This window comes from Sorangium sp. So ce836, assembly GCF_028553905.1.
Lineage (GTDB): Bacteria > Myxococcota_A > Polyangia > Polyangiales > Polyangiaceae > Sorangium > Sorangium cellulosum_D.
Map to the genome: position 1 here is coordinate 12,176,871 of NZ_CP102233.1, position 14,549 is coordinate 12,191,419.

Below are 14,549 nucleotides of genomic sequence, written 5' to 3' on the forward strand. Positions count from 1 at the left end.
CTACACCTTGACATCGGCGGCCGCCAGCGGCCGTCCGGTGGCGGCGGGACCACGCGCGAGCGTGCCCCGTCAACCGTTTCTCAGGCTGCATCCAGCGGACGAGACCGAGCGGTTCCATGCTGCGCACGCGTATCCGGGCAGGTCCCCTCGCCGGCTTCGTCTTGAGCGTCCTGTTCGCGGCGTTCTTCGCCGTGCTCAGCGTGGGCGAGCTCTTGGTCCCGTCGCTCGCGCCCGAGATGGGCGAGCCTGCGCCCGTGACGCTGCGGGTCCCGTACGGTCCGCGGATCGTGCGCGACACGCACGACGGGAGCTTCTCGCTCTCGTACGAGCACGCGCGCGTGATCGTGCCGCGCGGCACGGTGCTGTCGGAGCACAACGAGGAGCACAACGCCGCGATGGCGTACGAGACGGTGCGGCGCATGCGCCGGCCCGGGCTCGGCGCGCGCGTCGCGAGCACGTACGTCATCCACCTCATCGTCTGCCTCATGCTGACGGTCTACCTGCGCCGCTTCGGGCAGAACCGGGTGCGGCTGCTCCGGACGCAGGTGGGCATGTTCGTCCTGATGACGGCCTCGCTCGTCGTCGCCAAGCTCCTCCTGCTCTTCACGGCGCTGCCCGAGTTCTGGATGCCCGTCGCCGCGCTCCCGCTCTGGGTGGCGATCGCCTTCGATCGGCGGACCGCGTTCCTCGTCGAGGTGGGCGTCGCGTTCATCGCCGCGTCGCTGCTGCGGTTCGACGTGGTCCTCCTGTCGGTGCTGCTCGTGCGCGGCATCGCCGCGACGATGTTCTTCTTCAAGCGCAAGGGCTCGCGGCAGCTGCTCGTCGCGGGCAGCCTCGCGGGCCTCGCCGGCGCGATCGGGTTCATCGCGCTGACCGTGCTGTTCGAGGGCAGCTTCGACCTGGCCGCGGATCTGAAGCTCTGGCTCGGGTCGAACGTGCTGGCCTGCATCGGCGGCGGGCTCCTCGTCGGCGTGCTCGGGCGGAGCCTCAGGGAGCCGGCCGAGCGGGCGATGGGGCACGTCCCCCGCGACAAGCTGCTCGACCTCACCGATCTGGAGCAGCCGCTGCTCAAGAAGATGGCGGCCGAGGCGCCGGGCAGCTGGGAGCACGCGCGCGCGATGGCGAACCTCGCCGAGGCGTCGGCCGCGGCGATCGGCGCCGACGCCCTGCTGACGCGCGTGGGCGCCTACTACCACGACCTCGGCAAGACGGTGCAGCCCAAGTATTTCATCGAGAACCTCGCGCAGGGCGAGCGCTCGCCGCACGAGGATCTCGAGCCGGAGGTCAGCGCCGACGCCATCATGGCGCACGTCGTGATGGGCACGAAGATCCTGCGGGAGGGCAACATCCCCGAGCCCGTGGTGGAGTTCGCGTACACCCACCACGGCACGCAGGTCGTCGAGTACTTCTGGCACAAGTGCGTCGAGCAGGGGAACCCGAAGGAGCTGACGCAGGAGCACTTCCGTTACCCCGGCATGAAGCCGCAGACGAAGGAGACGGCGATCCTGATGCTCGTCGACTCCATCGAGGCGGCGTCGCGGACCATCTGGCCGCCCGAGCACAAGAAGTTCGAGGAGATGATCCAGCGCGTGATGTTCTCGAAGCTCGCGTCCGGCCAGCTCGATCAATCCGGGCTGACGATCGAGGACCTGCGCATCATGACGACCCGGATGGCGTCGACGCTGGTCAACATGTACCACGGGCGCATCAAGTACCCGTGGCAGCGGGAGAGCGATCGCGCCGGGCACACGCCGGCGCCCCCGACGGCCACGCCGCACCCCGTGCGCCCCGCCACGCCCACGCCCGTGCCGTCGTCCGGCGCGATGGGTCGGGACGGGAGCGCCGCCGCGCCGCCCACCTCGACCGCGCGGGGCGCGGCCGCGGCGGCGCCGGCGGTCAGGGACGACGCCGGGGGCGCCGCGAAGGACGAGAGCCCAGCGGAGTCCGTGCGGACGCCGAAGAAGACGCACTGAGCAGGCCGCGCGTTCGCGCGGAGGCGCGGCGGCCTGCCCCTGGAAAGGACGGTCCGATGCCCCCGACGATCGAGCAGAGCTTCATGAAGGCCCTCTTCCACGGCATCATCGCCGAGGACATCATCTTCCCGTACCCCGAGATGCCGGCCGAGGACCGGGAGACGACGTCGATGATGCTCGACAGCATGCGGAGGTTCTTCGCGTCGAGCGTCGACAGCGCGAAGATCGATCGAGAGCACGCCATCGAGCCCGGCCTCCTGGCCGAGATGAAGAAGCTCGGCCTGATGGGCCTGCAGATCGCGGGCGACCACGGCGGCGTCAACCTGAGCAACATGGCGTACGCGCGCGTGATGCAGGAGGTCGGCGGGCTCGACGCGTCGATCGCCGTCACGCTCGGCGCGCACCAGTCGATCGGCTTCAAGGCGATCCAGCTCTTCGGGACGGAGGAGCAGAAGCAGCGCTACCTCCCGAAGCTCGCGACCGGCGAGTGGATGGCCGCCTTCGCGCTGACGGAGCCGGGCGCCGGCTCGGACGCCGCGGCGATCCGGACGCGCGCCGAGGTGTCGGCCGACGGCTCGTACTACACGCTGAACGGGTCGAAGATCTGGATCACGAACGGCGGCATCGCCGACGTCTTCACGGTGTTCGCCCGGACCTCCGCGCTCGAGGAGGGGAAGAAGCCGAAGCTCACGGCCTTCATCGTCGAGCGGGGCATGGGCGTGAAGAACGGGCCGAACGAGCACAAGCTCGGGATCCGGGGCTCGTCGACGACGGAGCTCTTCTTCGACGACGTGAAGGTGCCGCGCGAGAACGTGCTCGGCGAGGTCGGCAAGGGCTTCAAGGTGGCCGTCGAGGTGCTCAACAACGGGCGGCTCGGGCTCTCGGCGGGGTGCGTGGGCGCCTGCAACACGCTGATCCGCATGGCGCTCGACCGGGTCCAGGAGCGGCGCGCGTTCGGCCGGAGCATCGGCGATTTCGGGCTCATCAAGGACAAGATCGCGACGATGCTGGCGCACACGTACGCGCTCGAGTCCATCACCTACCTGACGGCGAGCCTCGTCGACGCCAAGGTCCCGGACTTCTCGATCGAGAGCGCGATCTGCAAGGTCATGGGGAGCGAGACCCTGTGGTTCGTGGTCAACGAGACGCTCCAGATCGCGGCCGGCATCGGCTACATGCAGGACTACCCCTACGAGCGGCACCTGCGCGACGCGCGGATCAACATGATCTTCGAGGGGACGAACGAGATCCTGCGCTGTTTCATGGCGCTCTCCGGGATGAGCGGCCCGGGCAAGGCGCTCGCGGACGTGGCGAAGGCGATGCGAGAGCCCATCAAGGGCTTCGGGCTGCTCAGCGACTTCGCGATCCGCAAGGCGAAGTCGGTGCTCGGGCGCGAACGGATGTCGAAGGCGCACCCGCTGCTCAGCCGGGAGGCGGTGATCTTCGAGGACTACACGGCAGAGCTCGCCACGCACAGCGAGGACATGCTCCGGAAGCACGGGCGCGAGATCGCCGAGATGCAGTATGCGCAGCGCCGGATCGCGGAGATGGCCATCGACCTCTACTGTATGGCCGCGTGCATCTCACGCACGACCCGGGCCATCGAGCGGCGCGGCGAGGAGGGGGCGCGTCGTGAGATCGATCTCACAACCGTGTTCGTCGGCATGGCGCAGAAGCGGCTCAGTCAGCATGTCTCGGACTTCCAGAAGAACGACGACGAGCTGCGCAAGGCCATCGCTGTGCGAGCCTATGCGGATCGCGCCTACCCGTTCGATATCCTCTGATCGCATCCCGGCGCACCTCGGCTGACATCGAGTACCACGGAGTCACCTCGAGGTAGGTGAGCGCCGCGCATCTCCTACGCCCACGCGGTTCAGGCGCGTCGCGCGCATCGCCTCGATGACCGCCGGCGCGCGTCGGGCGAATCGGAGTAATCGGAGTAATCGGAGTAGTCCGAGTGACGAGCGACGGGCTCCATTTCCGGAAGTTTTCGCCGCACGGCGTGGACGGATTGCGATACAATCGACTGGAGTAGCATTGGCGTAGACCCTTCGACAGGAATCGGGTGATCACTTGTCCCAGGCTAGGGCATTGGGTAGCAGGTGCGGAGCCATGAAGGAGACTGCTGAAGGTCGGGCCGTCATGGAGAAGTATCGCCTCGAGCGCAGGCTCGGGGGCGGGGGCATGGGGGACCTGTGGCTGGGCTTCGACATCAAGCTCCGGCGGCGGGTGGTCATCAAGTTCATCCGGAGCTTCGCGGCCACCGAGCCCGAGCTGATCGCCCGCTTCGAGCGCGAGGCGCGCGCCTCCGCGCGCGTCCGGAGCCCCTACGTCATCGAGACTTACGATTACGGCGTCGATCGCGGCTGCGCGTTCATCGTCATGGAGTACCTTGAGGGGGAGGACTTGAACCGCCGCCTCGAACGGGAGCAGAAGCTCCCGTTCGCGCAGGCGACGGTCCTGTTCACGCAGCTCGGCAAGGCCCTCGACGCGATCCACGCCGCGGGGGTGATCCACCGGGATCTGAAGCCGGGGAACATCTTCATCACGTGCTCGGGCGGCGATGAGCTCATCAAGGTGCTCGATTTCGGCGTCGCGAAGTCGTCTTGCTCGCGCGACCGGATCACCAAGACGGGCATGGTCCTCGGGACCCCTCGGTACATGAGCCCCGAGCAGACCATGGCGCCCAGGCAGGTCGATTACCGGAGCGATCTCTGGTCCATGGCGGTGATCCTCTACCGCGCGATCACCGGCCAGTGCCCGTTCGCCGGCGCCAACATCAACGAGCTCGTCCGGCACATCTGCCAGACCTCGTTCCCCAGGGCGTCCGAGCTCGCGCCGGAGCTCCCGACCGCGGTCGATGCGTTCTTCTCCCGGGCCTTCGCGTTCGATCCCGACGCGCGGTTCCAGTCGGGCAGGGAGATGATGGAAGCGTTCTGCGCGCTCTTCCCTGCGCACGCGCCGGCCTCCCGGCAGCCGGAGCCGCTGCCCTCGAGCCCGTCGCCGTACGAGCGGAGCGCCATCGTGAAGCGGGGCGCGCTGGGCGGGCCCGCGGCCCCGCCGCGCTACGCCATGGATCAGACGACCATGGCCGCCATGCTGGCGACCCCGGCGAACGATCTCGGCAGCGCGCCGACGACGGGCGGCGCCGGAGGCCCCGCCTCGGACGACCGGCAGAGCGAGGTCGTGCTGGACAGCCGTGTCCTGCCGCCGCTTCGGCTCCCCTGGCTGGTCGCGATCGCGCTGCTCCTCGCGGCCGCCTCCGTGGTGTGCCACAGCATGGCCCAGGGCGCGTCGTGGTCGACGGAGCCCACAGAGAGCCCGACGTCGACGGACCTGTGATCGGCGCTGCGCCGCCCCGAGCGGGCCGCGCAGCAGCCCGCCCGGCAGGGCCTACCGCGCTTCTGTCTTCGGCGCGTCGGAGAGGCCGGAGATCCACCGGAGCTTCGGGGCGCCCTCGTCGATCCAGCGATCGCGCACCCGGCGCGCGAGCTCGGGGTGCTCGGTCGCCTTCACGGCCAGCACGGACACGAGGCACGTCCCCGGCCACGACTCGTAGACGGCGACCGCTCCGGCGTAGTCGTCGCTGGCGAACACCGACGCGATGCTGCCGTCGAGGACCTTGAACACGAGCGGCCGCACCTCGCCGTCGATCTCCTGCGTCGTCCGGATGATCTGCGCCTCCCCGAGGCGCACGCCGTAGCCGTCGGCGAGCGGCGCGTTCTTCGCCCAGAACTCGTCGAGGCAGCTGTCGGGGTCGCTCGGCCCCGAGGTGCTCGTGTAGAGGACCGACAGCGCGGCGTAGTGCTCGTCGCCGTACCGGAACGTCGCGCGCGTCGGGTGGCTCCAGATCCGCACGCGGCGCCAGCTCTTCCCGTCGACCAGCGGCACGTCGAGCGTGTTGAACCGGTCCCGCCGGCTCCCCCAGGGCTCGGCCAGCAGCCGCTCGAGCGCGGCCCGCTCGGGGTCGGCCGCGTCGCCGCCCGGGTTCTCGCGGGTGACCGACGCCGGCGTCGGGGGCAACCCCGGCGGCCTCGACGGGGGGGTGCTGCTGCAGGCGGCGGCCGCGAGGCACGTGAGGAGGGGGACCGCCGACGCGGCCCCCCGACCGGTGGAAGAGCGCGCAGTCGGCCTGGAGCAGGGCATGGGCAACACGAGCCTCGGCAAGCGGTTCTCAGCGACGGCAGCCCCGCGAGCGAATCCCGCGGCGCCGCTACAATCGGACCTCGCGCATCGAAATTTTATTCTTGTCGAAGACGCCCAGCCCGAGCTCGCCCGCGATGCGGATGTACGAGGGCTCCCGGCTCGCCTCCTTGAGCGTGGGCAGCCCGTTCTCCTTGCGCCATGCCTCGACCACGCCCCAGCCGATCACATCCATGGCGACCGGATCTGTCGTGGCGTACACCGACTCGTGCAGGACGCGCCGCTTCGGGTTCTTGTCGAGCGGGCCCTGATCGTAGATGAGCTTGAAGCCGTCCGTGATGTGCAGGCGGACGCGGCTCTTCACCACGTCCTGCGCGTAGAGCTCGGCGATCTGCGGGCTCGCGGTGTGCTCGTGGAAGGAGTGCGGGTTGATGGTCGAGCCGTGGGTGATGTTCTTGAGGCACCCGGTGTAGCCGCAGATCGAGTGGTCCTTGATCAGCGAGACGTTGATCACCGCGGTCGCCTCGGTGAAGGGGCGGACGAACTTGGTGGGGATGCCGCAGACCGAGATGCTCGGCATCACCGCGTCCTTGTTCTCGTGCACCGCGGCGCGGATCCCGGCCGGGAACTCGGCGGCCGGCTTGGCCGTGCGGTCGGCGCAGCGGGTGCCGGCGAGGAAGGACGGGTACTGCTCGAAGATCATGACGTTCTCCGCGGGGACGCCGGCGGCGATGACCCCGCGCACGATCTCGAGCACGAGCTCCTTGTTGGTGGCCATGGTCGCGCCCTTCTGGCCGGCGATCCCGTTGGCCTTGATCGCCACGCGGTCGTCCTTGTGGACGAAGCGGCCGAACGCGGCGCCGAGGTCGCTCTTCCCGGTGAGCTCCGCCATGGCCCGCTCGAGCATCGCCTTCGCCGCGGACGCCTCGGGCCAGAGCCCGTTCGGCTGCATCGAGTTCGACTTCGTCACCTTCACGATCTTCCCTGGAATGGAGAGCGGCGTGAAGCCGGCGGGCGGCCTGGCCGCGAGGCTCGGCGGCGCGTCCGCGAACGCCGCGTGCGGGCCGAGGAGCACGGCGCCCGCGGTGCCGGCGGCGAGGCCGCCGAGGAAGGCTCGGCGCGAGCGCCCCGCGGGGCCGGGATCAACGAAGCGACGGGGATCGTAGGGCATAAGACCTCGTGGTGAGCGCCTTGCGGCGGGGTGGATGCCGCCGGGTCGCCGGGCGCCCGGAGCGCTGATGGTAGCCGAGCTTCGCGCTCGAGACACGACGCCCGGCCCGCCCCGGGCGCGCCGGCCTCCCGGACGGTGGCGCCCGGCGTCCACCTGCGGGGCCGGGCTCCCCGGGCGGCCTCCGCGGGGGGGCGGGCTCGACCGGCGAGCGCGCCTCCGCCATGGCGGCGCCAGGCCGGGGAGCGCCGGTCGCGCGCCGTTGGCCCGGGTTTTTCAGGCGATCGCGCGCCGGCATGCCGCTCGCTTGGCGGCGCCGCCGAGGAGACGAACGCCGCTCGCGCGCGCGGAGGGCGACGTCCTTTGCACGAGAAGGAGGCGCAGCACGATGCAAGCGACATCGAAAGGGACGAGCTCGCACGACGGGCGGGCCGATGCAGGGCAGGACGCCCATCCAGGGCAGGACGACGAGGTGCGTCGCCCGTGGCGGGAGCGGGCGCTGGCAGCGCTGAGGGACTCGGCCTGGACCGCGCTGGGCGGCAAGATCGCGGCGTACGTCGCGGGGTTCTTCGCGCTGGCGCTCGTGGGCTCCGGGCACGCGCAGAGCCTGCTCCCGGACCGGAAGGCAGACCCGTCCGCAGGGCTGGCGATGGCCGCCGCCGACCCGGCGCCGTTCGGCGCCGCCGGAGGAAGCCCGCCGCCCCAGGCCACGGCCGAGCCTGCCGCCGACGCGGGGGTCGCAGCAGCGCCGCCGCCGCCCGCCGATGCGGCGGCGCCGCCGCCCGGCGATGGCGGGGCGGGCACCCCGGCGGGCGGCGGCGTGACCGCGGACGGAAAGGTCGTGCTGAACCTCGCGACCGAGGCGGACCTCATGCGCCTTCCGGGCGTCGGTCCGGCGAAGGCGGCGGCGATCCTGGCGCTCCGCACCAAGATGAAGCGCTTCCGGAAGGTCGACGATCTGCTCCGGGTGAAGGGGCTCGGCCGGCGGTCGCTGAAGCGCCTGAGGCCGCTCGTGCTCATCGATCCTCCCTGAATCGAGCCTCCCTGAATGGGAATACCATCACCGGGCACGGTTTGAATGTCTCGGGGCCGCCGCGCCGCCGTCGCGTCGCGCAGAGCGGGAGTCGCCACGACCGGTGAGCGCGGCAGATCTGGACTGCGCGGAGCTCCGATTGGCGCTCCGCGAGCCGTTCAGGGCTCGTGACCTGCAAGCGCGCCGTGCTGCGCAGATCCCATGTTCGCCGGGCGGCGCTCTCCGGTCCTCAGCGGATCGCGCCGCTGTACAGGAGCTCGCCGAGGCCGACGGAGGAGGCGAGGCAGCCATAAAGCGCCGCCCCGGATGCCCGGGCGACGCGGGCGACGGCGCGAGCCGCGGACCGGCGAGCTCTCGCGCGGGTGGCCCCTTGCCCTCCGAGGGCGGTCGGGCACACTGCGCCGCGATGCACGTCCACTTCGTCGCCGTCGCGGGCACCGGCATGGGTGCGCTGGCGGGGCTCTTCAAGGCCGCGGGACACGAGGTCTCGGGCTCCGACGTCTCCTTTTACCCGCCCATGGGACCGGCCCTCGAGCGGTGGGGCATCCGGCTCATGACCGGGTTCGACCCCGCGCACCTCGAGCCGCGGCCGGATCTCGTCGTGATCGGCAACGTCTGCCGCCCGACGAACCCCGAGGCGCGCGCGGCGATCGACGGCGACATGCGGGTGACCACGATGGCGCACGCGCTCGCGGACCACATGCTCGCCGGCCGCTCCCCGCTCGTCGTCGCCGGCACGCACGGCAAGACGACGACCAGCTCGATGTGCGCGTGGCTGCTCCACGAGGCCGGCAGGGACCCCGGCTTCCTCATCGGCGGCCTTCCGAAGAACTTCGAGGCGAGCTTCCGGCTGCCCCAGAGCGCCGCCGCGGCGAGCGACCGGCGCGGCCTGCCGCTCCTCAACGACGCAGGCGCCGGTCGCCGCCGGACGCCGTTCGTCGTCGAGGGCGACGAGTACGACACCGCCTTCTTCGAGAAGACGCCGAAGTTCTGGCACTACCGGCCCGAGGTCGGCATCGTCACGTCGATCGAGCACGACCACGTCGACATCTACCCCGACGCCGCGTCGTACGAGGCGGCGTTCCGCGGGTTCGTCGAGCGGATCCCGGAGACGGGGCTCCTCGTGGCGGCCGCGCACGATCCGCGGGTCGTCGACGTCGTGTCGCGGTCGGCGCGCGCCGAGGTCGCCTGGTTCGCGCTCGAGGGCGACGACACGCACGGAAAGCCGCCGCACTGGCTCGCCGCGCCCGCGGAGGCCGGCGCTGACGGCCAGTCGTTCGATCTGTACGCCGGCGGCGTGATGGCGGGGCGCTTCGCCCTGAAGATGCCGGGGCACCACAACGTGCGCAACGCCCTCGCGGCGATCGCGGCCGCGGCGCAGGGCTTCGGCGTGCCGCTCTCGACCGTGACCGCGGCGCTCGCCAGCTTCGAGGGCGTGCGGCGCCGGCAGGATCTCCTGTTCGAGGCGCGCGGGGTCCGCGTCTACGACGACTTCGCGCACCACCCGACCGCCGTGGACGAGACGCTGCGCGCGCTCCGGTCAAGGCACCCGAGCGGCGCGCTGTGGGCGGTGTTCGAGCCGCGCAGCGCGACGGCGTGCCGCGCCCTGCACCAGGAGCCCTACGCGCGCGCCTTCGACGCGGCCGACCGCGTGGTGCTCGCGCCGCTCGGGCGGCCGGACATCGCCGCGGCCGAGCGGCTCGATCTCGACCGGCTCGTGCGCGACCTCGCGCAGGCGGGCAAGCGCGCCGAGGCGGCGGCCTCGGTGGACGCGATCGTCGCCGCGATCGCGCGCGACGCGCAGGAGGGAGACACGGTCGCGCTCCTGTCCAACGGGGCGTTCGGCGGCATCTACGACAAGCTCCGCGGCGCGCTGTCGACGAGGTCGCGATGAGCGGGCGCGGGTCGGCGGAGCTGCTCGAGCTCTCCGGGATCGCGCTGCGCGTCGCCGAGGAGGCCGCGGCGCTCGTGCAGGCCGGGTTCCGCGCGGGCCCGCGCGGCCTGCGCGTGGAGGAGAAGGGGCCGCACGATCTCGTGACCCAGTTCGACCGGGCGAGCGAGGACCTGCTCGTCGCGCGGCTCGGCGCGCTCACGCCGGGTATCGCCGTGGTCGGCGAGGAGCAGGGCGCCGCGCGCGCCGCGGAGCCGCGCGGCGGCCTCGTCTGGTACGTCGATCCGCTCGACGGCACGACGAACTTCGTCCACGGCCACCCGTTCTGGTGCGTCTCCGTCGGCCTGATGGACGACGACACGCCCGTCGCCGGCGCCGTGGTCGCGCCCATGCTCGGGCTCCGCTGGACGGGCTTCAGGCCGCGCGAGCCAGAGCCGCTCGGCGCCGCGCCGGCGCCGCCGGACGGCGAGGCGCGCCGCAACGGCGAGCGTTGCGCGGTCAGCGCCACGGCGTCGCTGGCGTACGCGATGGTGGCGACCGGCTTTCCGCCGGTGCGCGACCGGGCTCCGGACAACAACTTCGACGCCTTCATGATCGTCAAGCGCAAAGCGCAGGCCATACGGCGCTGCGGCAGCGCGGCGATCGATCTCTGCATGGTCGCCGACGGGACGTACGACGCCTACTGGGAGCGCCGGCTCCACGCCTGGGACGTGGCCGCCGGGAGCGCGATCGTGCGCGGTGCGGGCGGCGTGATCACCGCGCTCGACGGCGGTCCGCCGGACTACCACGTCGGAAACATCGTGGCGTCGAACGGCCTGCTCCACGACCCGATCATCGCCCTCTTCACCTAGCCCGGCTCGCCAGCTCGCCAGGTCGCTCGACAGCCGGCTCAGGGCCATCCGTAGGGCGTCGGGCGCTCGCGCACGAGCGGCGCGGCGTGAGCGCGAGACGAACGGGGCGACGCAACCCACGCACAACCCACGCGACCGACGCAACCCACGCGACGCCCGCAACCCACGCAACCCACGCAACCCACGCGACGCAAAACGTGAGAACCGTGCGGAGGAGCGGTTGACGGAGCCGCCCAGGGAACTATCCTATGGTCGTTCCCTCTGCCGACTTCGTGAGGCGCTGGACGATTGAATCCCGAGTAAGCGAGAACCAGGGAGCCAACAACGATACCGTGGTGAGCTAGGCCCGGAACCATTCACCGGGAAGCCTGAAGCGGTACTTAGGCTCCCACCTAGCAGCTATGCTAGGGGTTCAAGTCCTTCGGCCCACGTCCTCGGCGGTACGGAACATCTCTCCTCTGCGGGCCGTTCATGCGGCCCGCAGTTTTTTTGTGCGCGCGACATCCGCTGCGCCCGAGACAGGTGCCCAGCGGCCGCCGCACGCGTCGTCGCCGGGTGGCGCACGCCCCCGCCCAGGCGTAGCGCAGCGCGCACGGGGTGCGGGGCCCCGAGCCGCGCGCCGCACGGGCCGGCGTCGGTCCAGGCCAGCGTGCGCCGCTCAGGACGCGCGTCGGTCCAGGCCAAGCGCGCGCCGCTCAGGCCGGCGTCGGCCCAGGCCGGCGCGCGCACGGGACGCGCGTCGGTCCAGGCCAGCGCGCAAGCGGCGCCGGTGCGCGGCGGAGCAGCGCGACGCGGGGCGCGCGGCGCGCGGCGCCATCACGCGGACCGCGGCCCGGCTTTTGTTTCCGTTCTCATCCCCCTTCCGGTAGCTTCGGGCCTGCGATGGACACGAGATCCCCTCGATCTTCAGGAGCGCAGCACGACGAGCGGCGCCCGCTCGCCGGCGCAGCGCGGTTCGGGTCGTCAAGCCACCTCGGGCGCCGCGCCCCCGGCCGCGCGCGCCTCGCGCGGCGCCTGGCCCTGACGCTCGCGATCCTCATGGCGCCCGGGGCGGCCCTGGCCGCGGTGACGCTCAAGGGCCGGACCACGGGCATGCCCAAGCTCCTGAACCCGGTCTGGAACGAGGCCAAGGACCCGAAGGCCAACCGGTACACGTTCCGCGAGCCCTCCCCGACCGTCCGCGCCGACGTCCGCGCGCTCGTCGGCTACATGCCGAAGGAGCTGTGCGTCGTCGCGCTCGGCGAGAAGGGCGAGCCGCAGAAGACGCCGCGGACCGTCGTCATCTCGGGCGGCCGCACCTCGCCCGTGACCGTCGTCGTCGCCCCGGGCCAGCAGATCCAGTTCGAGAACCACGATCCGTTCCCGCACAAGATCTACGACGTCGGCAACAAGGCGCTCCCGCCGGTCGAGCTCGCCGCCGCCAAGACCCGCGCCTGGACGCCGCCAGGGCCGGGCAAGTACGAGATCCGCGATCAGCTCGCCCCGAGCATCCGGTCGTGGATCGTCGTCGAGCCGAAGGCCGTGGCGAGCGCCTACCCGGATCGCCAGGGGAGCTTCGCCCTGGAGGTCGAGGCCGGCACGTACATGCTGCAGGGCTACTTCAACGGCGAGCCGGTCGGAAAGGCCGTCGAGGCCGTCGTGAAGCCCGGGCCGGACCAGCAGTTCCTCAAGGAAGCCGTCGTCGTGGGCGAGGCCGGCGGGCCGAGCGCGGAGGCAGGAAAGTAGGCCATGCTGCTGTCGCGCTTCTGGTACGGGGTGCTCGCGCTCGCGCTCGGCGCCGCGATCTTCGTCCTCTTCGTCGCCGCCCAGCTCTACAACCGCTCGAGCCACCGCGCGATGAGCGAGGCGCTCAGCGCCGACTCCAGCGCCGTCGAGTGGTTCCTCAACGACGACGCCCGGAAACGATCGAGCGCGCTCATCCGCGTCGCGCTGAACCCGGCCCTGCGGACGGCGCTCGCCAAGTCGTCGACCGAGGCCAAGCCGGGCGCCGAGCTGCGCGAGAAGGCCCGCACCGCGCTGCGCAGCGCGGTCGCCGAGGTGCCCCCGGAGCTCAAGTTCGACCACGTGTGGGCCGTCGACGCGGCCGGCCGGGTCGTCGCGTCGGTGGACTTCGAGCACCGCGAGGACTGGGAGCTCGGCGGCTACCCGCTCGTCGCCGACGCCCTCCACGGCTGGATCCGCGACGACGCGTGGGTCTGGAAGGGCCGCATCCTGCGCGTCGTCGCGCGCCCCGTCGAGCAGGACGTCAACGGCGAGCCGGTCGGGGCCGTGATCGGCGCCAAGATCATCGACGACACCTTCGCCCGCGCTGTCACGAAGCGCACCGGCGCCGCCGTGGGCTTCTACGCCGAGGGGGCGCGCGTCGCCTCCGGCGCGCCCGAGGGGTTCGACAAGGCGAACCTCGACCAGATCACGCAGGATCTGAAGCTGCTCGACGACAACAAGGACTACCTCGAGAAGGGGCGCTCCGAGGTCCGCGTCATCAGCCAGCACCTCGGCGTGGTCTACGCGCGGCTGCCCGGCGAGGCGTGGGAGCTCGGCGCCGGCTACGCGGTCGGCCGCCTCGCGGCGTCGGTCGACTCGCCGCTCAACTTCCTCGACAAGGCGAACAACGACGACAAGAGCCAGGTGCCCACGTTGCTGCTCCTGGCCGGCACCCTCGTCCTGGCCGCGATCGGGCTGGTGTTCTCGTTCCTGGAGCACACGCGGCCGCTGCACGTCTTCCGCAACGAGGCGGCGCGCTTCGCGAAGGGCGAGGTCGACGTGCTGGCGCCGAGCCGGTTCCGCGGCGCGTACCGGAAGATCGCGGCCGACATCAACGACGGCGTCGAGAAGGTGGCCGCGAAGGGCGGCGCGCCCAGGAAGGCCGCCGACCTCGAGCAGGTGCTCGGCCCGATCCCGGCGCAGCCGGCGATGAGCGCGTTCTCGGTGCCGCTCGGCCCCGGCGAGCCGCGCCCCGATTCGCGCCCGTCGTACCCGAAGCCCATGGTGAGCCCGCGCAGCCCGACGCGGCGGCCTGGCTCGCACCCGCTCAGCGGCCCCCCGCCGGCCCGCGACTCCGAGGAGCCGGTCGAGGCGGTCGAGGAGGTCTCGGACGCGAACATCGCGCCCTCCGCGCTCGGCCCGCCGGGCGCCCCCGGGCGCCCGCCGCCGCGGCGCCCGCCGCCGCCGCCGCCCAAGGCGCCGGGCGCGCCCGCCCCGGCGCCCCCCGTCGCCGAGGCGACGAGCGCGCCGGAGGCCCCGGCCGCGCGGCAGGACGGCGCAGGGGACCCGGACGAGCTCGCCGAGTGGAACGCCGTCTACGAGGAGTTCCTGTCGGTCAAGCAGCAGTGCGGGGAGCCCACGAACGCCCTCACCTTCGACAAGTTCAAGGGGACGCTGCAGCGCAACAAGGACGCGCTCGTGGCGCGCCACAACTGCTCGCGGGTGCGCTTCACGGTCTACGTGAAGGACGGCAAGGCGGCGCTCAAGGCGTCGCCGGTGAAGTGAC

Annotated in this window: 10 protein-coding genes and 1 other RNA gene; 9 read left to right on the forward strand and 2 right to left on the reverse strand. The window is 71.9% G+C overall.

Going from position 1 to position 14,549, the window contains the following annotated elements; translation table 11 throughout:
- The first annotated feature begins 116 nt into the window (after positions 1-116).
- From NQZ70_RS44475 to NQZ70_RS44485, 3 genes are all read left to right on the forward strand, one after another.
- Positions 117-1,973, forward strand: coding sequence for an HDIG domain-containing metalloprotein (locus NQZ70_RS44475; protein ID WP_129579640.1), 1,857 nt, complete (start codon positions 117-119; stop codon positions 1,971-1,973).
- A gap of 56 nt (positions 1,974-2,029) precedes the next feature.
- Positions 2,030-3,757 carry an acyl-CoA dehydrogenase family protein gene (locus tag NQZ70_RS44480; protein ID WP_129579641.1) on the forward strand — a complete coding sequence of 576 codons (1,728 nt, stop codon included), beginning with the start codon at positions 2,030-2,032 and terminating at the stop codon, positions 3,755-3,757.
- Between the two features lie 328 nt (positions 3,758-4,085).
- The gene (locus NQZ70_RS44485) at positions 4,086-5,315 is read left to right on the forward strand and encodes a serine/threonine-protein kinase (RefSeq protein ID WP_129579642.1); all 1,230 of its coding nucleotides are present in this window, start codon (positions 4,086-4,088) and stop codon (positions 5,313-5,315) included.
- A gap of 51 nt (positions 5,316-5,366) precedes the next feature.
- Here NQZ70_RS44485 and NQZ70_RS44490 read toward each other — a convergent pair whose 3' ends face one another.
- Both NQZ70_RS44490 and NQZ70_RS44495 read right to left on the reverse strand, forming a co-directional pair.
- On the reverse strand, positions 5,367-5,996 hold the full coding sequence (locus tag NQZ70_RS44490; protein WP_129579643.1) for a hypothetical protein: 630 nt from the start codon (positions 5,994-5,996) through the stop codon (positions 5,367-5,369).
- Between the two features lie 190 nt (positions 5,997-6,186).
- Positions 6,187-7,287, reverse strand: a complete 1,101-nt coding sequence (locus NQZ70_RS44495) for a DUF362 domain-containing protein (RefSeq protein ID WP_129579644.1) — start codon at positions 7,285-7,287, stop codon at positions 6,187-6,189.
- A gap of 385 nt (positions 7,288-7,672) precedes the next feature.
- Between NQZ70_RS44495 and NQZ70_RS44500 the strand changes: the two genes are divergently transcribed.
- The 6 genes from NQZ70_RS44500 (at position 7,673) to NQZ70_RS44525 (ending at position 14,548) form a co-directional block, all read left to right on the forward strand.
- The gene (locus tag NQZ70_RS44500) at positions 7,673-8,317 is read left to right on the forward strand and encodes a helix-hairpin-helix domain-containing protein (RefSeq protein WP_129579645.1); all 645 of its coding nucleotides are present in this window, start codon (positions 7,673-7,675) and stop codon (positions 8,315-8,317) included.
- 406 nt (positions 8,318-8,723) lie between these two features.
- Positions 8,724-10,211, forward strand: coding sequence for a UDP-N-acetylmuramate--L-alanine ligase (murC, locus tag NQZ70_RS44505; protein WP_129579646.1), 1,488 nt, complete (start codon positions 8,724-8,726; stop codon positions 10,209-10,211).
- Positions 10,208-11,059, forward strand: a complete 852-nt coding sequence (locus NQZ70_RS44510) for an inositol monophosphatase family protein (protein ID WP_129579647.1) — start codon at positions 10,208-10,210, stop codon at positions 11,057-11,059. The genes murC and NQZ70_RS44510 overlap by 4 nt, the downstream gene beginning before the upstream one ends.
- Before the next feature lie 255 nt (positions 11,060-11,314).
- Positions 11,315-11,507: non-coding RNA, 6S RNA (ssrS, locus tag NQZ70_RS44515), on the forward strand.
- 434 nt (positions 11,508-11,941) lie between these two features.
- Positions 11,942-12,784: a hypothetical protein gene (locus NQZ70_RS44520; protein WP_129579648.1), complete on the forward strand. Its 843-nt coding sequence runs from the start codon at positions 11,942-11,944 to the stop codon at positions 12,782-12,784.
- 3 nt (positions 12,785-12,787) lie between these two features.
- Complete coding sequence (locus tag NQZ70_RS44525; RefSeq protein WP_129579649.1) at positions 12,788-14,548, forward strand: MXAN_5187 family protein; 1,761 nt, start codon at positions 12,788-12,790, stop codon at positions 14,546-14,548.
- The last annotated feature ends 1 nt before the right edge of the window (position 14,549 follow it).

Coding starts and splice junctions, on each gene's coding strand:
- NQZ70_RS44480 (WP_129579641.1), top strand. CDS start 2,030: ATGCCCCCGACGATCGAGCAGAGCTTCATGAAGGCCCTCTTCCACGGC.
- NQZ70_RS44510 (WP_129579647.1), top strand. CDS start 10,208: ATGAGCGGGCGCGGGTCGGCGGAGCTGCTCGAGCTCTCCGGGATCGCG.
- NQZ70_RS44495 (WP_129579644.1), bottom strand. CDS start 7,287: ATGCCCTACGATCCCCGTCGCTTCGTTGATCCCGGCCCCGCGGGGCGC.
- NQZ70_RS44485 (WP_129579642.1), top strand. CDS start 4,086: ATGAAGGAGACTGCTGAAGGTCGGGCCGTCATGGAGAAGTATCGCCTC.
- murC (WP_129579646.1), top strand. CDS start 8,724: ATGCACGTCCACTTCGTCGCCGTCGCGGGCACCGGCATGGGTGCGCTG.
- NQZ70_RS44525 (WP_129579649.1), top strand. CDS start 12,788: ATGCTGCTGTCGCGCTTCTGGTACGGGGTGCTCGCGCTCGCGCTCGGC.
- NQZ70_RS44500 (WP_129579645.1), top strand. CDS start 7,673: ATGCAAGCGACATCGAAAGGGACGAGCTCGCACGACGGGCGGGCCGAT.
- NQZ70_RS44520 (WP_129579648.1), top strand. CDS start 11,942: ATGGACACGAGATCCCCTCGATCTTCAGGAGCGCAGCACGACGAGCGG.
- NQZ70_RS44475 (WP_129579640.1), top strand. CDS start 117: ATGCTGCGCACGCGTATCCGGGCAGGTCCCCTCGCCGGCTTCGTCTTG.